The organism is Angustibacter speluncae (assembly GCF_054777815.1).
On record NZ_BAAHAF010000056.1, the window covers coordinates 1 to 19656 of the forward strand.

A 19656-nucleotide genomic window follows, 5' to 3' on the forward strand; every position below is an offset into this window, starting at 1 on the left:
CTCCGGGCGCGACCAGGTGGCCGGGACGCTGCCGGTGCTCGTCGTCCTGCTCGCGATCTGCACCTGCGTCCTCGGGGTCGTGGTGTCGGGCACCGCCCAGCGCGGGCTGCGCGACGCGTCCTGGGAGGAGGTCGGCGCGCAGGCGCGCATCACCTCGCTCGGCCTGACGCCGGAGGAGGTCGAGGCGGCCGGCCGGGTCGAAGGCGTCGAGGACGTCGCGGCGGTGTCGGTCTCGCGGGGCGACGCCGAGTCGGCCACCCGCGAGGGCGACGTCGACGTCGTGGCCGTCGACCCGGCGCGGCTCGCCGCGGTGCAGCGCGACGTCCCCGGGGCCCACGCCCCGCCCGACGACCTCGCCGCCCTCGACGGCGGTCGCGTCCCGCTCGTCGTCTCGCCGGCCGTCGGCGCGGTCGGCGAGGAGGTCACGGTGACCTTCGGCGGCTTCACCCTGGACGGCGTCGTCGTCGCCACCGCCGACCGCCTGGTCTCGCTGACCGCCGGCTCGGACTGGGTGCTCGCCGACCCGCGCGCGCTCGACGAGGTCGGCTACCCCTACCCGCTGCCGCGGATCGCCCTGGTCGACCTGGCACCCGCGCTCGCCGACGCCCGGGCCGCCGACGTCGAGCAGGTGCAGCGCGACCTGCGCGCCGCGCTCGGCACCGGTTCGCCCCTGCTGACCCGCGCCGAGGCCGAGCAGCGCATCGCCGACCGCCCGCTGGTGCGCGGGACGCTCGGGTCGTTCGGGTGGGCCGCCGCGCTGTCCGCGGTGCTCTGCGCCGCGGCGCTGCTGCTCACGCTCGTGGCCGCGGCCGCCGAGCGGGTGCGGCTGCTGTCGCGGCTGCGCACCCTCGGGCTGGACGGACGGCAGTCCGGCTCCCTGGTCGCGTGGGAGGCGGCCCCCGTCGTCGTCCCCGGCGTCCTGGTCGGCGTGCTCGTCGGGTTCGGCGTCACGCTGGCGATCTACCCCGCGCTCGACCTGCGCGCCTTCACCGGCGGCTCCGAGCGCCCCACCCTGGCCCTCGACCTCGGGCTGCTGGCGTGGAGCGTCGGCGGCGTCGTCGCGGCCAGCGCCCTGGCGGTCGTCCTGGCCGTCCTCACCGGTTCGCGCGCCCGCCTGGGCGCGGTGCTTCGAGTAGGAGACGAGACATGAGCGCAGCGACCCTGCAGCAGGTCGGGCCGGCGGACGCACCCGCCGTGCACTGCGAGAACCTCGTGCGCATCTTCAGCGTCGACGGCGGCAAGGGGGAGGGGCGCGTCGAGGTGGTGGCGCTGCAGGGCCTCGACCTGCACGTCGACCCGGGCGAGCTGGTCGCGATCGTCGGCGCGTCCGGGTCGGGCAAGTCGACGCTGCTCACCATCCTGTCCGGGCTCGACACCCCGAGCGCCGGGACGGCCCGCGTCGCCGGCCACGACCTGCTGTCGATGGGACACGGCGAGCGGGTGCGGTACCAGCGGCACACCGTCGGCTTCGTGTGGCAGCAGACCGCGCGGAACCTGCTGCCGTACCTGACCGCCGCGCAGAACGTCGCCGTGCCGATGGCGGTGACCCGGATGCGCCGGACCGAGCGGCGGGAGCGCGTGCACCACCTGCTCGAGCTGCTGGGCGTCGACGCGCAGGCCGACCGGCGCCCCTCGCAGCTGTCGGGCGGCCAGCAGCAGCGGGTCGCGATCGCGGTCGCCCTGGCGAACTCGCCGCAGGTGCTGCTGGCCGACGAGCCGACCGGCGAGCTCGACTCCGCCACGTCCGACGAGGTCTTCGCCGCCTTCCGCGCCGCGAACCGCGAGCTCGGCGTCACCGTGGTGGTGGTGACGCACGACCAGGCGGTGGCCACCCAGGTGCAGCGCACGATCGCGATCCGCGACGGCCGCACGTCGTCGGAGGTGCTGCGCCGCACCGTGGTCGGCGCGGGCGGGGAGGAGGAGCACGTCGCCGAGGAGTTCGCGGTGCTCGACGGCGCCGGGCGGCTGCAGCTGCCGCGCGAGTTCGTCACCGCGCTGCACCTGGAACGGCGGGTGCGGCTCGCGCTGGAGCCGGACCACATCCAGGTGCGGCCCGAGCACGAGCGACCGACCGAGCCGGAGGAGGGGGACGACCGTGGCTGAGAACGGCAGGCACCGGGCCGGGCGCGAGACCCGTGCTCCCGCAGGGGTGCTCGACGGCACCGCGATCGTCGAGGCGCGCGAGGTCGACAAGACGTTCGGCACCGGCGAGGCGGCGGTGCACGCGCTGCGCGGGGTGTCGCTCGCCGTGGCGCCCGGGCAGCTCGTGGTGGTGAAGGGACGCTCCGGCTCGGGCAAGACCACCCTGCTGAACTGCCTCGGCGGCCTGGAGACCCCCGACGCCGGCACGGTGCTCGTCGACGGCACCGACCTGGCGTCGGCGTCCGCGGCCGGGCTGGTCGAGCTGCGGCGGCACCGCATCGGCTACGTGTTCCAGTCCTTCGGGCTGCTGCCGATCCTGTCGGCGGCCGAGAACGTCGGCGTCCCGATGCGCCTGGCTGGACGCGACCCGCGCGAGCGCGACGCCCGGGTGCTCGAGCTGCTCGGCCTCGTCGGGCTCGACGGGCACGCCCACCAGCGCCCGTACGAGCTGTCGGGCGGCCAGCAGCAGCGCGTCGCGATCGCCCGGGCGCTCGCGAACGACCCCGCGCTGCTCATCGCCGACGAGCCGACCGGCCAGCTCGACACCGCCACCGGCCGCGCCGTCATGGACCTGCTCAAGGACCTCGTCCGCACCCGCGGGCTCAGCGCCGTCGTCGCGACGCACGACCCCGTGATGGTCGGCCTCGCCGACCGCGTCGTCGAGCTCGCCGACGGCCGCGTGGTCTCCGACTCCGGCTCCTGACCCCTGCTCGTTCACCACGTTCAGTTGGCCATCGGCTACCGAACGTGGCGTGCGAGCCCAGTGAAGTGGTCGCTCACCTCGCCAGGACGCCGTGGGACCCGTCCGCCCAGGAAGCCCGCGCGCACGAAGCCTCCACAGGTCGGCACCGAACGTGCACCGAACCGCCCCGCTGAACGGCTGCGTCCCTGGGAGGAGGCTGAATACCGTTCTCCCATGACCGAACAGGGGAACCCGCCGAGCACGCCGCTGCACCCGCACCCGCCGATGGCGCCGGCGGTCGCCGGCCCGGGGGTCCCGACCGGGACGGTCGTCACCGGACCGCTGCCCGTGCCGCCGCCCCAGCCGTCGCGGCTCGAGCTGGCGCTCTCGGGGTTCTGGAAGGGCCGGACGGTCACCGCGTCCCCCGTCCTGCTCGGCGGCTGCCTCGCGGTCGGGATCGCGAGCGGCGTGCTCGTCGCCGGCAACCGGCCGGGCCTCGGCCTCGCCGTCGCGGCGCTCCTGGTCTGGTTGCCCGCCGTCCCCCTCATGGTCCGTCGCCGGTCGTTCGCCGACCTCGCGCTCGCCGCGCTGTCGGTCGCGCTGGTCGCCGTGGTGGCCGTCCGCGACGCCGAGTGGGTCGTCGGGCTGAGCGTCGTGGTGGCGCTGTGCGTGGGCGCGGTCGCCGCCACCGCGAGCCGCACCACCCCCGCCGTGCTGCTGAGCGGGCTGACCGTCGCGACCGCCGTGCTGCGCTCGCTGCCCTGGCTCACGTCGAGCACCGGCGCGGCCGTGGGCGGGCGCCGGGGCCAGCTCGTCGTCGTGCTGCGCACGGTCGCGGTGACGGTGGTGCTGCTGCTCGTCTTCGGCCTCCTGTTCGCCGGCGCCGACGGCGTGTTCGCCAGCCTGCTGCCGACCTTCGAGCTCGGCCGCCTCCCCGGCCAGGTCGTGCTCGCCGCCCTCGCCCTGGTCGGTGCCGCGACCCTGGCCCACCTCGCGCTCGCGCCGCCGTCGTGGACCGCCGCCTCGCTGAAGCCGGCCCGCCGGGCCCGCCGGGCCGAGTGGCTCGCCCCGCTGCTGGCGCTCGACGCGCTGTTCGTCGCGTTCCTCGTCGTCCAGCTGGTCGCGGTGGTCGGCGGCGCCGACTACGTCCGGCGCACCTCGGGGCTCACCTACGCCGAGTACGCGCGGCAGGGCTTCGGGCAGCTGCTGGTGGCGACCCTGCTCACGCTGCTCGTCGTGGCCGTCGCCGCCCGCAAGGCGCCGTGGGAGACGCCGCGCGACCGGCTCGTCGCCCGGGTCGTCCTCGGCCTGCTCTGCGTCGCGACCCTCGGCGTCGTCGTCGCGGCCCTGTCGCGGATGTCGCTCTACGTCGACGCGTTCGGGCTGACCCGGCTGCGGCTGCTCGCCACCGCCGGCGAGATCGCCCTCGGCGTGGTGGTGCTGCTCGTCGTCGTGGCCGGCGTGCGGTGGCGGGCCGCCTGGTTCCCGCGGGCGGTCACGGCCGTCGTCGGCCTCGCGATGCTGGGCCTGGCGGCGGTGAACCCGGACGCGCAGATCGTCCGCTACAACGTCGCGGCGGCCGAGCAGTCGCAGCAGGACCTCGACGTCTTCTACCTGACCGGCCTGTCGCAGGACGCGCTCGCGGTCGCCGACGAGCTCGAGCCGGACGTGCGCGAGTGCGTCGTCGGCTCGATCGGCTCCACGCCCGCCGCGAACCTCGCCGAGTGGAACCTGGGCCGCGAGCGCGCGACGCGGGTCACCGACGTGCGGCCGCAGGAGAGCCTGTTCGGCGAGCTGCCGGGCGCGTGCGCGGACGCCTACCGCACGTCCCCCTGACCTGAGGCGGGACGTGACGCAGACCACACCCTGAGACGAGACGTCCACCAGTTGGGCACCGCCGAGGCCGCGTGGAAGGATCCTGGCGCCAGACCCTGACGCCCGAGGAGCCCCCATGCCCATCGCCACCCCCGAGGTCTACGCCGAGATGCTGGACCGGGCGAAGGAGCGGTCCTTCGCCTACCCCGCGATCAACGTGACCAGCTCGCAGACCCTCAACGCCGCCATCCGCGGCTTCGCCGACGCCGGCAGCGACGGCATCGTGCAGGTCTCGACCGGCGGCGGCGAGTACCTGTCCGGCCCGACGATCAAGGACATGGTCACCGGCTCGGTCGCGCTCGCTGCGTACGCGCACGAGGTCGCCAAGAACTACGACGTCAACATCGCGCTGCACACCGACCACTGCCCGAAGGACAAGCTCGACGGCTTCGTCCGCCCGCTGCTCGACCTCTCGCTGGAGCGGGTCAAGGCGGGTGGCACCCCGTGGTTCCAGTCGCACATGTGGGACGGCTCGGCCGTGCCGCTCGACGAGAACCTGGTCATCGCCGCCGAGCTGCTCGAGAAGTGCGCGGCCGCGAACGTCGTGCTCGAGATCGAGGTCGGCGTCGTCGGCGGCGAGGAGGACGGCGTCGCCAACGAGATCAACGACCAGCTCTACACCACGCCCGAGGACGCCATCGCGACCGTCCGGGCACTCGGCGCCGGCGAGAAGGGCAAGTACCTGACGGCGCTGACGTTCGGCAACGTGCACGGCGTCTACAAGCCGGGCAACGTCAGGCTGCGGCCCGAGATCCTGCAGCAGGCCCAGGCCGCCGCGGCCGCCGAGCTCGGTCAGCCCGAGGGGTCCAAGCCGTTCTCGCTGGTCTTCCACGGCGGGTCGGGCTCGACCGCGGAGGAGATCGCCGCGGCGGTCGACTACGGCGTGGTGAAGATGAACATCGACACCGACACCCAGTACGCCTTCACGCGCCCGGTGGTCGAGCACATGTTCAAGAACTACGACGGCGTGCTCAAGGTCGAGGGCGAGGTCGGCAACAAGAAGGCGTACGACCCGCGCGCGTGGGGCAAGGCCGCCGAGGCGGGCCTGGCGGCCCGCGTCGTCGAGGCCTGCGAGCACCTGCGGTCGGCGGGGACGACCGTCTCGGCCTGATCGACCCGCTCGCGTCCCCTCGGCCCACCGGGTCGGGGGGACGCGGCGCGTCCGGGGTCTGCGCCGCGGGAGTCGGCGCCGCGGTGGGTCGGGCCGGCCGTCAGGCCGCGTCGTCGGGCGTGCCGCCGGTGGAGCCGTCGTCGCCGGGGCCGCGCAGGTCGAGCATCTTGCCGATCGCGGTGATCTCGAGCAGGAACTGCACGTGGTCGGGCGGGTCGAGCACGACCGGCGGCGTCTTCGAGCCGCCGGCGAGGCGGGCCAGGAAGGCCACGCCGCTGGAGTCCATGAAGGTGACGTTGCGGGTGTCGACCTGCACGGGGAGCTCGGCGGCGACGACCTCGGCGGCCGCCTCGAGCAGCTCGGGGGCCAGGGCGGCGTCGACGTCGCCGGCCAGGACGACGCGGACGTGGTCGTCGGTCGTCAGCACGTGCACGCCGCCGGGTTCGCGGCGCCGCGCGGACGCCGGGTCGACCGCGCGGTCGGTGCCGCCGGTCTGGCTGCCCGTGCGGGCATCGGTGCTGTTAGCGTCGCTCACGCGTGGTGCTCCGGGGGAGTCGGTACATGGGCGGTGGTCTCGGCCCGACCACTTTCTACCGCACGAGCGCCCTCGGGTGCGGCGATGGGGTCTCTACAGGAGGATGGGCGCGTGACGGAGCGTGAGCTGGAGCAGGCCGCGCCGGCGGTCGCGGCCGCCGCGGAGGCGCTCACCGGATCGGGCACGGACGCGATCCCGCAGGCGGCCGAGGCCGCGACGGAGGCCGCCGAGAGCGGTGGCGGCGGCCGGCTGCCGGTCGTGAGCGGCGAGGTCGTCGCCGCCGTCCTGCTCGTCGACCTCGACACGATGGAGGTCGTGCACGCGGGCGGCACCACCACGGTCGTCGCCGACGCCCGTCTGCCCATGCACCTGCGGGAGTGGAGCGACCGCGCGGGCCTCACCACCCTCGACGGCACCTCGCTGGGAGGCACCACCACCGACCTCGAGGCGGTCGCGCGCGGCGAGGCCAGGCGCGGTGTCATGGTGCAGCGGCGCGAGCCCGGCGCCGAGCCCCCGGGCGGGGGCGGCGAGACCGAGCCCACCGCCGCGGAGGTCGAGGCCGCGCGTCTGCAGGGCATCGCCGACCGCGCGTCCGACTCGATGCAGTCCGCGCAGGTGCTGTGGGTGACCGGCCTGCCGCTCGCTCCGGCCGAGCCCGGCGCCCCCGAGGAGGCCTCCACCCGTCCCGACCTGGCGAACCGCGCGCTGCTGGTGCTGCTCGAGGTGAGCGCCGCGTCCGCCGACGTGGGCGACACCGCCCGCATGCACAACCGCGCCGTCGTCGCCACCGACCTGTCGTTCACGATCAGCGACCCGCTCTCGCACGACGACCCGCTCGTCTGGGTGAACCCGGCCTTCGAGCGCACCACCGGCTACCGCTCCAGCGAGGTGCTCGGCCGCAACTGCCGGTTCCTGCAGGGCCCCGACACCGACCGCGCCGCCGTCAGCCGCATCCGCGAGGCGCTGCGGTCGGCTGAGCCCGTCCGCGAGACGCTGCTGAACTACCGCGCCGACGGGTCGCCGTTCTGGAACCAGGTGTCGATCTCGCCGGTGCTCGACGGCGAGGGCAACCTGGTGAACTTCGTCGGGGTGCAGTCCGACGTCACCGCCCGGGTCGACGCCGAGCACGCCCGCGAGCTGGCCCTCGCCAGCGAGCGCCGGGCCCGCGCGCGGCTGGCGCTGCTCGCCGACGTGGGCGACGCCGTCACCCAGATGGACCCCCAGCACGCGCTGCGGCGGCTCACCGAGGTGATGACGAAGGGCTCGGCCACGTGGTGCGTCGCGCTCGAGGTCGACGACGAGGTGCGGGTGGTCGCGGCGTCCGGCGTCGCGCCGTCCCGGCTGGGCCGGTTCCGCCTGCCCGCGCCGGGCAACGGCCCGGATCCTCTCGCCGAGCTCGCCACCGGAGGCAGCCGCGAGCGATACGAGCGCGACGCCGACGCGCCGCCGCCCGCCACGGGGACGCTGACCGCCTGGCTGCAGGCCCAGCTCGACGCGGACGAGGTCGCCGGCCCGTGGGTTGCGCTGGCGATGCCCGGACGGCGCGAGGTGCGTGGCCTGCTGGTCCTCGGCGTCCCCCACCTCCCGCTCGACCGGGAGGAGGCCGACCTGCTCTTCCAGATCGCGCGGCGCACCGGCCTCTCGCTCGACAACGCCTGGCTCTACGCCCGCGAGCACCTGGTGGCCGAGACCCTGCAGCGCAGCATGCTGCCCGAGGTCGTCGACGTGCCGGGTCTCGACGTGTGGTCGTTCTACGCGCCCGGCGTCGAGCACGCGCAGGTCGGCGGCGACTGGTATGACGTGCTCCGCGTCGACGAGGACACCGTCGGCCTGGTCATCGGCGACGTCGTGGGCCACGACATCGAGGCGGCGTCGGCGATGGGCCAGCTGCGCTCGGTCGTGCGCGCGTACTCGGCCGACGGCGACGACCCCGGCGCGGTGCTGATGCGCGTCGACCAGCTCGTCGGCGGCATGCGCATCACGCGCAACGCCAGCCTGGTCTACGCCACGCTGAGCCAGCTCGGCGGCTCGCAGTGGGAGATGTCGTGGTCGCGCGCGGGTCACCTGCCGCCGATCCTCGTCCGCGACGGCCGAGCCGAGGCGCTCATGGACGGCGGCGGCCCGATGATCGGCCTGAGCTCGGAGGCCCGCAGCCACGAGGAGCGCGACGTCGGCCCCGGCGACGTGCTGGTGCTCTACACCGACGGCCTGATCGAGCGCCGGTCGCGGCCGCTGCGGCAGGGCCTGCAGCGCCTGCTCGAGGTGTGCCAGGAGCTCGACGTCACCGACGCCGCGGGCATCGGCGAGCGGCTGCTGGCCGACCTCGGCGACCAGCCTGAGGACGACATCGCGATCGTGGTCCTCCGCGTCCCCGTCCCGGGCGAGCGCGTGCCGCGGTCGGGGCAGCGCTCACGCCGGTGGCAGCTGCCGGGCGAGACCTCCTCGATCCCGCGCGCCCGCGAGCTGGTGCGGCAGATGTGCGGCATGTGGGACCTGCCGCAGAGCCGGCAGGCCGAGCTCGTGGTGTCCGAGCTGGTCGCCAACGCCGTGCTGCACGGTCGCGGCACGGTCGGGCTGTACCTGCGCGAGGACGAGGAGCACACCCTGCGCATCGAGGTCTCCGACGCCAACCCCTCGCCTCCCCGGCAGGTCGACGGCCACCCGGACACCACCGGCGGCTTCGGGCTCACGGTCGTGTCGCGGGTCGCGCGGTGGGGCTGGCGGGCCGAGCACGGGGGCAAGGTCGTGTGGGCCGCGGTGCCGTCGGACATCGTCACCGACGAGCAGGGCTGACTCGGCCGCAGGGCCCGGACCGGTTGCCGGGGTCGGGCTCAGGCCGGCAGCGGCTCGTCCTGCTCGCAGGCGTGGTCGGCGTCGACCCGGAACAGCGGCAGCACGCCGCACACCTCGAGGACGAACTGCGCGTGCTCGTCGGCGCCGCGTAGCAGCGCCACCCCGCCGCCGCGCCGGGTCTGCTCGCCGCAGACGGCCACGAACGCGGCACCGGTGGAGTCCATGAACTCCATGCGGCACAGGTCGAGCACCAGCAGCTGCCGGCCGAGACCGCTGACGCGAGCGGTCATCTCGGGGAACTGGTCGCGGGCGGTGACGTCAAGGTCGCCGACGACGGTGATCGTCGTCGAACCGGACGACGTCGAGATCTCGAGCACGCGGTGTGCACCTCCCCATCCCCGCGAACCTAACGCCCGCGACCGCACGGCGCCCGTCGAGGGCGGTGCGCGCGGCCGTCGGTCGTGGACGAGGATGGGGGCATGAGCCACGACAACCTGCTCGGCGGGCCCGCGCCCACCCGACTCCCGGACGGCCCGGAGGCCGCCGTCACCGCGCAGCTGGCGGGGGGTGCCGACGCCGCGGAGGCGGCCGCCACCCACCCCGCGGCGAGCCTGGCCTGGGCCGAGCTCGCCGACGCCGCCTGGGACCGCGGCGACGTCGTCGAGTCGTACGCCTACGCCCGGGTGGGCTACCACCGGGGCCTCGACGCGCTGCGGCGCGCGGGCTGGCGCGGGCACGGCCCGGTGCCGTGGGAGCACGTCCCGAACCGCGGGTTCCTGCGCTCGCTGCACGCGCTCGGCCGCGCCGCCGCGCAGATCGCCGAGGTCGACGAGGCCGACCGCTGCCGGCAGTTCCTCGACGACTGCGACCCCGCGGCGCGGACGGCCATCGCGGGCTGACGGCGTGGGCCGGCGCCGCGACGACGCACCCGGCGAGCCCGCGGAGCGCACCTGCGCCTCGTGCGGGCGCCGGATCGAGTGGCGCGCGAAGTGGGCCCGTGACTGGGACTCGGTGCGCTGGTGCAGCGACGCCTGCCGCCGGCGCGGCGTGACGGCGGGGGCCGCCGAGCTCGAGCGGGTGCTGCTGGCGCTCGTCGACGGCCGGCTCGCCGGCGCCACGGCCTGCCCGTCGGAGGCCGCGCGGGCCGTCGGCACCGACGACGGCTGGCGCGAGCTGATGGAGCCGGCGCGGCGCGCGGCCCGGCGGCTCGTGGCCGCGGGCGAGGTCGAGATCACCCAGGGGGGACGGGTGGTCGACCCGTCGACCGCGAAGGGCCCGATCCGCGTCCGCCGGGTGCGCTGACCGGGTGCGCGGGCGCGGTCAGTCGGCCTCGGCGCCGGCGGCGTCGACGATCGTCGGCGGGACGACGAGCTGCCACGCGCGCTCGACCATGTGCCACTCGCGGCGCACCAGCGGCCCGCTGATCTCGCCGTCGGCGTTGGCGCGGAACGGCTCGCCGTCGGCCGACTCGACGAGCAGGGTCCGGCCGCGGGCGGTGAGGGTGTCGTCGCGGTCGAGGTGGGTGCCGGTGCTGACCGACGCGGCGTAGCCGAACCGGGTCAGCGGCCCTGCCGCGGTCGACACCGTGACGTCCATGACCCCGTCGAACGGGTTGGCCTGCGGCGACAGCGGGGTGCCGCCGCCGACGCTCGTGCCGATGCCGACCGCGACGAGCAGCGTGGGGCCCTCGTGCAGCAGCTCGCCGTCGACGGTGACCCGCAGCTCGTCCGGGTCGGCGGTGAGCCCGGCCGCGAGCGCGCCCGCGGGGTAGGCGACCTTGCCGAGCCGCACCTTGCGCAGGTGCACCTTCGCCTTGGCGGCGAGCGCGCCGGCCTCGGCGCCGATGCCGACGTGCACCGCGTTGACGACGACGCCGCCGGCGTCGTCGACGATCATCTCGACGTCGCGCGCCTCGCCGGCGAGCGCGAGCGCGACCGACCGCTCGACGTCGTCGAGCGGCAGGCCGAGGGTGCGGGCGAGGTCGTTGCCGGTGCCGGCCGGCACCAGGGCCACCGGCCCCACCTCGCGCAGCAGGTCGAGCCGGCGCAGCACGCGCGCGACCGCGTGCACCGTGCCGTCCCCGCCGACGACGACCACCCGGCGGCCGCCGGCGCGCACCAGGGCCGCGGCCAGGTCGTCGTCGCCGTCCGGGTGCACCTCCTCGACGTCGGCGTGCCGGCGCATCTCCTCCAGGGCGCGCTCGGCGGTGCCGGTGCCACCCGCGCGCGGGTTGGCGACGGCGAGGACACGGCGGCGCGGGGTCACGTCCCCAGTGTGGTGGTCGGTGGCACGATCGCGGGCATGGAGGTCGTCGCGGAGCGTGCGGACGTGCTCGTGGTGGGTGCCGGCGTGGTGGGCTCGTCGGTCGCGCTCGCGGCGGCTCGGCGCGGTCTGCGCGTCGTGGTCGTCGACAAGGCGGCAGGGCCGGGGCACGGGTCGACCAGCGCCTCGAGCGCGATCGTGCGGTTCAACTACTCGACCGTCGAGGGCGTGGCGCTGGCCTGGGCCTCGCGCGCCGCGTGGGACGACTGGGAGGGGTTCCTCGGCCACCGCGACCCGGACGGGCTCGCCTCGTTCACCCGCACCGGCCTGGCGATGCTCGACGTCGACGACCTGCCGTGGCGGCGCAGCGCCGACCTGTTCGACCGCGTGGGGGTGCCGTGGGAGCACTGGGACGCCGACGAGCTCGCGTCGCGCGTCCCCGGCCTCGACGCGGGCCGGTTCTTCCCGCCGGCGCCTGTCGACTCCGACGACTTCCTCGCCGACGCGCGCGGCCGGCTCGGCGCCGTCTGGACGCCCGACGCCGGCTACGTCGACGACCCGCGGCTCGCGGCGGCGAACCTGCTGTCGGCGGCGCGGGCGCACGGTGCGTCGGCCCGGTTCCGGGTCGCGGTCACCTCGCTCGGGCGTGAGAGCGGCTCGTGGCGAACGGATCTCGACGACGGGACGGTGGTCGAGTCGTCCGTCGTCGTCAACGCGGCCGGACCGTGGTCGTCCCGACTGAACGAGATCGCCGGTGCGGGAGGGGACTTCGCCGTGACGGTGCGTCCGCTGCGGCAGGAGGTGCACCAGGTGCCGCTGCCGCCGTCGCTGGCCGGACGCGCGCCCGTGCTGGCGGATCTCGACCTCGGCACCTACGCCCGGCCGGTGGGCGACCACGGGCTGCTGGTCGGCGGCACCGAGCCCGAGTGCGACCCGCTGGAGTGGGTCGACGACCCCGACGCGGTCGCGCCGACCGTGACCCGCGAGCGGTACGAGGCGCACACGCTGCGGGTCGCGCGACGGCTCACCGACCTGCGCGTGCCCGGGCGCCCGACCGGGGTGGTCGGGGTCTACGACGTCGCCTCCGACTGGACGCCGGTCTACGACCGCACCGACCTGCCCGGCTACTACGTGGCGATGGGCACCAGCGGCAACCAGTTCAAGAACGCGCCGCTGGTGGGCGAGGTGGTGCTGGCGGTCGTCGACGCCGTCGAGGGCGGCCACGACCACGACGCCGACCCGGTGCGGTTCACGCTGCCGTACACCGGCCACGAGCTCGACCTCGGCGCGTTCTCCCGCCTGCGCGAGCCGAACTCGGCGTCGTCCGGCACCGTGATGGGCTGAGGCATCTCCCGAGGCGGTGCGTCAGCAGCCGTCCGCGGTGAAGACGCAGAGCTCGGGCGCCAGCTGGTCGAGCGGCTCGCGGTACGCCGCGACGGCGGACGGGTCGGGGTCGGGGTAGCCCGGCGCCCACTCGCCGTAGCCCGCGCTGACCGCGATCGCCGTGCCCCGCTGCACGACCAGCGTGTACTCGCCGCCCGGGCCGTAGCCGCCCTCGCCGGGGTAGGACAGGACCACCATGAACGAGGCGTCCCAGTCGCCCTCGAGCGGGTGGAGCTGCACGGCGGCGTCGCCCGTGCCCGGGTCGCCCGGGCCCTGGCACGCCTCGGCGGCGGCGCGCAGCGTCCCGAGGTAGGCCGTGGCGGCGTCCGGGCTGGGGAACACCAGCAGCGCCTGCGACCGGGTGTCCTCGGGCTGCTCGGAGACGACCCGGCGGAAGTCGCTCGCCCCCGACGCCGAGACCGGCTGGCCGCAGGGCTGGTAGGCCCAGCCCTGCGGGAAGTAGCCGCCGGCGTCCTCGCCGGGCAGCCGCAGGTCGGCCGGGATCGCCGTGGCCGGGCCGGCCGGCGCCGCCGTGGTGGTCGGCGGGGCGCTCGTGGTGGCGGTCTCCGTCGGCGTCGTGGTGGCCGACGTGGTCGCCGGCTCGCTCGTCGTGGGCGACGACGTCGTCGGCGACGGGCTGGTCACGGTCGTGGGCTCCTCGTCGTCGCGGGCGGCCCACCACCAGCCGAGGCCGCCGAGCAGCAGGGCCGCGACCACGACGCCGACGACCACGAGGGTGCGGCGGTTCCCCGCACCCGGCTCGTCCGGGCCCTCGGGACCGCCAGGGCCACCTGGTCCCGGCGCGCCGTCGACCGGACCGGACGGTGGCCCCGGGTCGGCGGGGACGCGGGCGATCGGGACGGTCGGGTCCTGGTCGTCGGTGCTCACCCCGCCACCGTACGGCGGTGCGGGGCGGGCACCGACCGACCCCGACCACGGCGCGTCGCCCTCAGCAGCCGGCCTCGGTGTACCGGCACAGCTCGGCGGCGATCGGCTCCACCTGCTCGACCAGGGACGCCACCACGCCCGGGTCGGGCACCTGCGGGCTCGCGTACTCGGCGGCGGAGCCGACGACGGCGACACCCGTGCCGGTGCGCACGAGCAGCCAGTAGGTGGCGGCCGGGGGGGTCCCGGGCTCGTCCGGGGTCGCGACCACGACCACCACGCCTTCGCCCCACGGACCCTCGACCGGCTCCGCCGCGATCCTGGCGTCGCCGTCGACGCACGCGCCGAGGTCGCGGGCGTCCTGCAGCGTGGCGAGCGAGTCCTCGAGGTCGCCGAAGACGTAGAGCGCCTCGTGGCGGCTGTACTCCGGCCCCACCTGCTCGAGCACGCGGCGGTCGGTCGCCGCCGACAGGTCGACCTGGTCCGGTCCGCACGTGACGGTGAGGTCGTCGACGAGCTGCCACGGGTCGTCGGCGTCAGCACCCTCGCTCGGCAGCCGGTAGTCGGCCGGGACGGTCGTCGGCACCTGCCGGGCCGGGGCGGACGTGGGCGGCGCGACGGTGGTCGTGGTGCTCGGCGGCGACGTGGCGCTCCCGGTCGGCGCCAGGGTGGACGTCGAGGGCGCCGGCGCGGCCGTCGTGGTCGGCGCGGCCGGTGGAGCGGCGTCGGTGCCGCCCAGGGCGAGCACGGTGCCGCCCGTCACCACGACGGCGGCGACGGCAGCGACCGCGGCGAGCGCCCCGCGCCGTCGGGCGTGCGTGCGGCGGGCGGCGTCCGGTCCGGGCAGCCCGCCGCCCGGCTCGCCGGCCTGGAGGCGGTGCAGCCCGTCACGCAGGCGTCCCTCCCAGGCCTCGTCGGTCTGCGGTGCGCGGTCGTCAGCCACGGCGGGCTCCTTCGGCGTGAGAGGTGTCCGCGAGCAGGGCCGCGAGGGCCTTGCGTCCGCGGAACAGCCGGGTCTTGACGGTGGAGGCGGGAACGCCCGTCTCCGAGGTGATCTGGTCGACCGAGAGGTCGCACAGGTAGTGCAGGACGACGACCTGGCGCTGCGGGGCGCTCAGCTGCCTGAGCGCCGCGACCACGGCGTCGCGGTCGCGCCCCGGTTCGTCCGCGCCGGGCAGGTCCGCGGGGGCCCCGTGCCGGTGGTGCGCACGCAGCGCGGACGTCGCGCGCCGCCACCGGCTCACCGAGATGCGGTACGCCGTGGTGCGCACCCAGGCCTCCGGGTTCTGGTCCGGGTCGAGCCGCCGCCGGCGCGCCCACGCGCGCACGAAGGCCTCCTGCACGCAGTCCTGCGCCTCGGCGCGGTCCCCCGTCATCGCATGCAGCTGGCCCACCAGGCGTGCGGCCGTGCCCGCGTAGAACCGGTCGAACTCCTCGTCGTCCACCGGGTCCCCCTCTCTGTCGTCGACGGTACGCAGCCGGGGCTCTCCGAGGTTCCGCCCTTGACAAACAGCAAGCAGATGTCAAACATAAGGACGCCGGGGGTCGATGATGTCGACGGAGGTGCCGAGATGGCGACCGAGGTGGGGACGAGCAGCGAGGCGGGGCCGCAGGCGCCGCCGTGGCGCGACCCGAAGCGGCACCTGTGGGTGCTCGGCATGATCATCCCGCTGCTCGGCGTCGGGTCGTGGGGCCTCGTCGAGCTCACCGGCTGGCGCGGGTTCTGGTGGTTCGGGCCGATCTTCGTCTTCGGGATCATCCCCGTCATCGACCTGGTCGCCGGGCGCGACGCCGACAACCCGCCCGAGGACGCGCTCGCCTGGCTCGAGGAGGACCGCTACTACCGCTGGGTGACCTACCTGTTCCTGCCCGTGCAGTACGCGACCCTGCTGTGGGGGGCGTGGGCGCTGACCACGTTCGACCTCGCCGTCGTCGACCGGGTCGGACTGGCCGTCACCCTCGGCTGCGTCGGCGGCATCGCGATCAACACCGCCCACGAGCTCGGCCACAAGCGCGAGCAGCACGAGAAGTGGTTCGCGAAGGTCGCTCTGGCGCAGACCTTCTACGGCCACTTCTTCGTCGAGCACAACCGCGGCCACCACACGCGGGTCGCAACGCCGGAGGACCCGGCGAGCGCCCGGCTCGGCGAGGTCGTCTACGAGTTCTGGGTGCGCAGCGTCGTCGGCAGCCTGCGGAACGCGTGGCGGCTCGAGCGCGTCCGGCTCACCCGCCGCGGCGGCTCGGTCTGGACGCCGCGCAACGACGTCCTCAACGCCTGGGCGTTCTCGATCGTGCTGTGGGGCGGGCTGTGCGTCGCGTTCGGCCCCGGTCTGCTGCCGTACCTGGTGGTGCAGGCCGTCGTCGGCGTCCTGCTGCTCGAGACGGTGAACTACCTGGAGCACTACGGGATGCGGCGCGTGCGCACGCCGGCCGGCCGGTACGAGAAGGTCGACCCGTCGCACTCGTGGAACAGCAACAACATCGCGACCAACGTGCTGCTGTACCACCTGCAGCGGCACAGCGACCACCACGCGAACCCGGTGCGGCGCTACCAGGCGCTGCGCGACTTCCCGGAGTCGCCGGTGCTGCCGACGGGCTACGCGGGGATGATCGTGCTGGCCCTCGTGCCCTGGGCGTGGCGCCGCGTCATGGACCACCGCGTCGTCGCCCACTTCGACGGCGACGTCTCCCGGGCGAACCTGCACCCGCGCAACCGCGAGCGCGTCCTGGCGCGGTACGGGCGGCCCGCCGCGGCCGACGACCTGCGGGCGGCCGCGTGAGGTGGGCGTGCCCGGGCTGCGGGTACGTCTACGACGAGGCGCAGGGGAACCCGCGGGAGGGCTTCGCCCCCGGGACGCCGTGGGACGACGTCCCGGACGACTGGTGGTGCCCCGACTGCGCCGTGCGCGACAAGACCGACTTCGAGGTCGTGGCAGAGTCGGGGGCGTGAGCGCGGGCCGGTTCGTGCAGGAGACGCGCACCCGGCTGCGCGAGGGCGTGCTTGACGCCACCGAGCAGCTCGTCCTCGCCGGCGGGTGGTCGTCGGTCACGATGGCCGCGGTCGCCGCGCGCGTGGGCGTGAGCCGGCAGACGGTCTACAACGACGTCGGTGGCAAGGACGCGCTCGGGGAGGCGCTCGTGCTGCGCGAGCTGGAGGGCTTCCTCGAGGTCGTGGGCGGCGAGCTGTCGGGCGGCGACGACCTGGTCGAGGCGGTCAAGCGCACGGTCGAGGCGGTGCTGGCCAAGGCCCTCGACAACCCGCTGCTCAAGGACGTGCTGGTGAGCGCGCACGGCGGCGAGCCGTCGCTGCTGCCGTTCCTCACCACCGGCTCCGACCAGCTGCTCGCGCGCGCGACCGCGGTGCTCGTGCTCGTGATCGGCGACCGTCCCGACGCGCCGGACGTGCCCGACGCCGACCTCGAGCGGGTCTGCGAGACCGTCGTGCGCCTCGTCCTCAGCCACGTCGTGCACCCCGGCGCCGCCCCCGAGGCCGTCGCCGCCGACGTCGGCTGGCTCGTCCGCCACGTCCTGGCGTCCGCCACCCCCTGACCCCTGTCCGTTCACCACGTTCAGTTGGCGATCGCCCACCGAACGTGGCGTGCGGGCCTCGTGAAGAGGGTGCTCGCCTCGCGGAGTGGGCTAGGACCCTCGCCGTGGCCGGGACGGCGTCGATGGGAGGGTGATCCGGTGAGCACCGTCGTCGACCGGCTGCGCCAGGGGCGCGGCGACTTCCTGCTGTTCGGCATCACGCCGCCCAAGGCGTCGGCCGGGCCGGACGACCTCGCCCGCATCGCCGAGGCGACGCTCGGCCGGCTCGACGTCGTGCGTCCCGACGGGTTGGCGCTCTACGACATCGCCGACGAGCAGGACCGCAACCCGGACGAGCGGCCGTTCCCGTTCCAGGCCACCCACGACCCGGCGGCGTACCTGCGCGACCACCTGGGCGGCTGGGGTGAGGACGCGGTCGTGTACCGCGCGGTGGGCAAGTACACCGAGGACGAGCTGGCGGCGTGGGCGCGCGACCAGCCGGTCGACCGGGTCGCCGCCGTCCTCGTCGGGGCGTCCTCGAGCGGGCAGCCGGCCGCCACCAGCCTGGCGCGCGCGTACGAGCTGCGCAGCGACGTGCGGCCCGACCTGCTGACCGGTGCCGTCGTGATCCCGGAGCGGCACGTGCGCCGCGGTGACGAGCACCTGCGGATGCTGCGCAAGCAGGAGTCCGGCGTCTCGTTCTTCGTCAGCCAGATCCTGTTCGACACCAACGCCGCCAAGGACCTCGTCGCCGACTACCGCGACGAGTGCGACGCCCGCGGCGTCGAGCCGGTGCCGCTCGTCCTGACGCACTCGATCTGCGGGTCGGTGCGCACGCTGGAGTTCCTGCAGTGGCTCGGTGTGCAGGTGCCGCGCTGGGCGCAGCGCGACCTGCGCCGCGCCGAGGACACCCTCGAGGCGTCCGCCGAGCAGGCGCGGGCGTTCGCCGGCGACCTGGTGCGGTACTGCCGCAAGGTCGGCGTGCCGGTCGGTCTGAACGTCGAGAGCGTGTCGACCCGCAGGGTCGAGATCGAGGCGGCCGTCGAGCTCGCCCGCGACCTGCGCGCGGTGCTGGACGCCTGACCGCCCGGGACGCCGGAGCGGCGACCGGTAGTCTGCTGCCGCCGTCCGCCGTCGTCCCCTGGAAGCAGGTCCGCCGTGCCCTCGATCGTCGTCGTCGGGTCGCAGTGGGGTGACGAGGGGAAGGGCAAGGCCACCGACGCCCTCGGCGCCCGCGTCGACTACGTCGTCAAGTACAACGGCGGCAACAACGCCGGCCACACCGTCGTCGTCGACGACCAGAAGTACGCGCTGCACCTGCTGCCGTCCGGCATCCTGACGCCCGGCTGCACGCCGGTCATCGGCAACGGCGTCGTCATCGACCTCACCGTGCTGTTCCACGAGCTCGACGGCCTCACCGAGCGGGGCGTCGACGTCTCGCGGCTGCTGGTGTCGGGCAGCGCGCACGTCATCGCGCCGTACCACCGCACGATCGACAAGGTCACCGAGCGCTTCCTCGGCAAGCGCCGCATCGGCACCACAGGCCGCGGCATCGGCCCCACCTACGCCGACAAGATCAACCGCGTCGGCGTCCGCATCCAGGACCTGTTCGACGAGAGCATCCTGCGCGCCAAGGTCGAGGGGGCGCTCGACCAGAAGAACCACCTGCTGGTGAAGGTCTACAACCGGCGCGCGATCACGGTCGACGAGGTGGTCGAGGAGCTGCTGGCGCACCGCGAGCGGCTCGAGCCGATGGTCGCCGACACCGGGCTGGTGCTGAACCAGGCGCTCGACCGCGGCGAGACCGTGCTCTTCGAGGGCGGGCAGGCCACGCTGCTCGACGTCGACCACGGCACCTACCCGTTCGTCACCTCGTCCAACGCGACGGCGGCGGGCGCGTGCACCGGGTCCGGCGTCCCGCCGACCCGGATCGACCGCGTGGTCGGCATCCTCAAGGCGTACACGACCCGCGTCGGCGAGGGCCCGTTCCCGACCGAGCTGCACGACGACGCCGGCGAGCACCTGCGCAAGACCGGTCACGAGTACGGCACCACGACCGGACGTCCGCGCCGCTGCGGCTGGTTCGACGCCGTGATCGGCCGCTACTCGCAGCGCGTCAACGGACTCACCGACACCGTGCTCACCAAGCTCGACGTGCTGAGCGGGCTCGAGCAGGTGCCCGTCTGCGTCGCGTACGAGGTCGACGGCAAGCGCTTCGACGAAATGCCGTTGTCGCAGAGCGACTTCCACCACGCCAAGCCGGTGCTCGAGTACCTGCCCGGCTGGTGGGAGGACATCTCGTCGGCCCGGACGTTCGACGACCTGCCGAAGAACGCGCAGGACTACGTGACGACGCTCGAGCAGATGATCGGCGGCCGCATCTCGGCCGTCGGCGTCGGCCCCGACCGCGCCGACACGATCGTCCGGCACGACCTGCTCGGCTGAGCGCTCGCGGCCGGA

The 19656-nt window shown here is 75.2% G+C and carries 20 protein-coding genes; 14 read left to right on the forward strand and 6 right to left on the reverse strand.

Annotated features, from left to right (window positions below; all coding sequences use genetic code 11):
* The 5 genes from ACYVKY_RS06565 to fbaA form a co-directional block, all read left to right on the forward strand.
* A partial coding sequence (locus ACYVKY_RS06565) for an FtsX-like permease family protein (RefSeq protein ID WP_460434174.1) occupies positions 1-1150 on the forward strand: 1150 nt, incomplete at its 5' end.
* Positions 1147-2103 carry an ABC transporter ATP-binding protein gene (locus tag ACYVKY_RS06570; protein WP_460434175.1) on the forward strand — a complete coding sequence of 319 codons (957 nt, stop codon included), beginning with the start codon at positions 1147-1149 and terminating at the stop codon, positions 2101-2103. The genes ACYVKY_RS06565 and ACYVKY_RS06570, both read left to right, overlap by 4 nt.
* A gap of 46 nt (positions 2104-2149) precedes the next feature.
* Entirely contained in the window at positions 2150-2845 is a 696-nt protein-coding gene (locus ACYVKY_RS06575) for an ABC transporter ATP-binding protein (protein ID WP_460434223.1), read from the forward strand.
* Between the two features lie 213 nt (positions 2846-3058).
* Positions 3059-4660, forward strand: a complete 1602-nt coding sequence (locus ACYVKY_RS06580) for a DUF4153 domain-containing protein (protein ID WP_460434176.1) — start codon at positions 3059-3061, stop codon at positions 4658-4660.
* A gap of 115 nt (positions 4661-4775) precedes the next feature.
* Complete coding sequence (fbaA, locus tag ACYVKY_RS06585; RefSeq protein WP_460434177.1) at positions 4776-5810, forward strand: class II fructose-bisphosphate aldolase; 1035 nt, start codon at positions 4776-4778, stop codon at positions 5808-5810.
* Between the two features lie 100 nt (positions 5811-5910).
* On the opposite strand, the gene ACYVKY_RS06590 is transcribed toward fbaA, so the two are convergent.
* A complete protein-coding gene (locus tag ACYVKY_RS06590) occupies positions 5911-6345 on the reverse strand; it encodes an STAS domain-containing protein (protein WP_460434178.1) in 435 nt (144 codons plus the stop codon).
* 111 nt (positions 6346-6456) lie between these two features.
* Here ACYVKY_RS06590 and ACYVKY_RS06595 point away from each other — a divergent pair, with 111 nt between their 5' ends.
* Positions 6457-9138: an ATP-binding SpoIIE family protein phosphatase gene (locus ACYVKY_RS06595; protein ID WP_460434179.1), complete on the forward strand. Its 2682-nt coding sequence runs from the start codon at positions 6457-6459 to the stop codon at positions 9136-9138.
* 38 nt (positions 9139-9176) lie between these two features.
* On the opposite strand, the gene ACYVKY_RS06600 is transcribed toward ACYVKY_RS06595, so the two are convergent.
* The gene (locus tag ACYVKY_RS06600) at positions 9177-9515 is read right to left on the reverse strand and encodes an STAS domain-containing protein (protein ID WP_460434180.1); all 339 of its coding nucleotides are present in this window, start codon (positions 9513-9515) and stop codon (positions 9177-9179) included.
* A gap of 102 nt (positions 9516-9617) precedes the next feature.
* Here ACYVKY_RS06600 and ACYVKY_RS06605 point away from each other — a divergent pair, with 102 nt between their 5' ends.
* Positions 9618-10037: a DUF3151 domain-containing protein gene (locus ACYVKY_RS06605; RefSeq protein ID WP_460434181.1), complete on the forward strand. Its 420-nt coding sequence runs from the start codon at positions 9618-9620 to the stop codon at positions 10035-10037.
* Positions 10038-10041: 4 nt separating this feature from the next.
* Complete coding sequence (locus ACYVKY_RS06610; RefSeq protein WP_460434182.1) at positions 10042-10440, forward strand: DUF3253 domain-containing protein; 399 nt, start codon at positions 10042-10044, stop codon at positions 10438-10440.
* Positions 10441-10458: 18 nt separating this feature from the next.
* Here ACYVKY_RS06610 and ACYVKY_RS06615 read toward each other — a convergent pair whose 3' ends face one another.
* On the reverse strand, positions 10459-11403 hold the full coding sequence (locus tag ACYVKY_RS06615; RefSeq protein WP_460434183.1) for a diacylglycerol/lipid kinase family protein: 945 nt from the start codon (positions 11401-11403) through the stop codon (positions 10459-10461).
* Between the two features lie 36 nt (positions 11404-11439).
* Here ACYVKY_RS06615 and ACYVKY_RS06620 point away from each other — a divergent pair, with 36 nt between their 5' ends.
* Complete coding sequence (locus tag ACYVKY_RS06620) at positions 11440-12744, forward strand: NAD(P)/FAD-dependent oxidoreductase (protein ID WP_460434184.1); 1305 nt, start codon at positions 11440-11442, stop codon at positions 12742-12744.
* Positions 12745-12765: 21 nt separating this feature from the next.
* On the opposite strand, the gene ACYVKY_RS06625 is transcribed toward ACYVKY_RS06620, so the two are convergent.
* From ACYVKY_RS06625 to ACYVKY_RS06635, 3 genes are all read right to left on the reverse strand, one after another.
* The gene (locus ACYVKY_RS06625; RefSeq protein WP_460434185.1) at positions 12766-13671 is read right to left on the reverse strand and encodes a hypothetical protein; all 906 of its coding nucleotides are present in this window, start codon (positions 13669-13671) and stop codon (positions 12766-12768) included.
* A gap of 61 nt (positions 13672-13732) precedes the next feature.
* Entirely contained in the window at positions 13733-14611 is an 879-nt protein-coding gene (locus tag ACYVKY_RS06630; RefSeq protein ID WP_460434186.1) for a hypothetical protein, read from the reverse strand.
* Complete coding sequence (locus tag ACYVKY_RS06635; protein WP_460434187.1) at positions 14604-15113, reverse strand: SigE family RNA polymerase sigma factor; 510 nt, start codon at positions 15111-15113, stop codon at positions 14604-14606. Before ACYVKY_RS06635 ends, ACYVKY_RS06630 begins: the two co-directional genes overlap by 8 nt.
* A gap of 126 nt (positions 15114-15239) precedes the next feature.
* On the opposite strand from ACYVKY_RS06635, the gene ACYVKY_RS06640 reads away from it, so the two are divergent.
* The 5 genes from ACYVKY_RS06640 (at position 15240) to ACYVKY_RS06660 (ending at position 19641) form a co-directional block, all read left to right on the forward strand.
* Positions 15240-16448 carry an alkane 1-monooxygenase gene (locus ACYVKY_RS06640; RefSeq protein ID WP_460434188.1) on the forward strand — a complete coding sequence of 403 codons (1209 nt, stop codon included), beginning with the start codon at positions 15240-15242 and terminating at the stop codon, positions 16446-16448.
* Complete coding sequence (locus ACYVKY_RS06645) at positions 16445-16618, forward strand: rubredoxin (protein WP_460434189.1); 174 nt, start codon at positions 16445-16447, stop codon at positions 16616-16618. The genes ACYVKY_RS06640 and ACYVKY_RS06645 overlap by 4 nt, the downstream gene beginning before the upstream one ends.
* A complete protein-coding gene (locus ACYVKY_RS06650; RefSeq protein WP_460434190.1) occupies positions 16615-17217 on the forward strand; it encodes a TetR/AcrR family transcriptional regulator in 603 nt (200 codons plus the stop codon). The genes ACYVKY_RS06645 and ACYVKY_RS06650 overlap by 4 nt, the downstream gene beginning before the upstream one ends.
* 138 nt (positions 17218-17355) lie before the next feature.
* On the forward strand, positions 17356-18279 hold the full coding sequence (locus tag ACYVKY_RS06655) for a methylenetetrahydrofolate reductase (protein WP_460434191.1): 924 nt from the start codon (positions 17356-17358) through the stop codon (positions 18277-18279).
* A 75-nt stretch (positions 18280-18354) separates the two neighbouring features.
* Positions 18355-19641, forward strand: coding sequence for an adenylosuccinate synthetase (locus ACYVKY_RS06660; protein ID WP_460434192.1), 1287 nt, complete (start codon positions 18355-18357; stop codon positions 19639-19641).
* Positions 19642-19656: the final 15 nt, after the last annotated feature.

Excerpts from the sequence above, each read along its gene's own strand:
- ACYVKY_RS06605 (WP_460434181.1), top strand. The coding sequence starts at position 9,618 with ATGAGCCACGACAACCTGCTCGGCGGGCCCGCGCCCACCCGACTCCCG.
- ACYVKY_RS06640 (WP_460434188.1), top strand. The coding sequence starts at position 15,240 with ATGGCGACCGAGGTGGGGACGAGCAGCGAGGCGGGGCCGCAGGCGCCG.
- ACYVKY_RS06570 (WP_460434175.1), top strand. The coding sequence starts at position 1,147 with ATGAGCGCAGCGACCCTGCAGCAGGTCGGGCCGGCGGACGCACCCGCC.
- fbaA (WP_460434177.1), top strand. The coding sequence starts at position 4,776 with ATGCCCATCGCCACCCCCGAGGTCTACGCCGAGATGCTGGACCGGGCG.
- ACYVKY_RS06620 (WP_460434184.1), top strand. The coding sequence starts at position 11,440 with ATGGAGGTCGTCGCGGAGCGTGCGGACGTGCTCGTGGTGGGTGCCGGC.
- ACYVKY_RS06580 (WP_460434176.1), top strand. The coding sequence starts at position 3,059 with ATGACCGAACAGGGGAACCCGCCGAGCACGCCGCTGCACCCGCACCCG.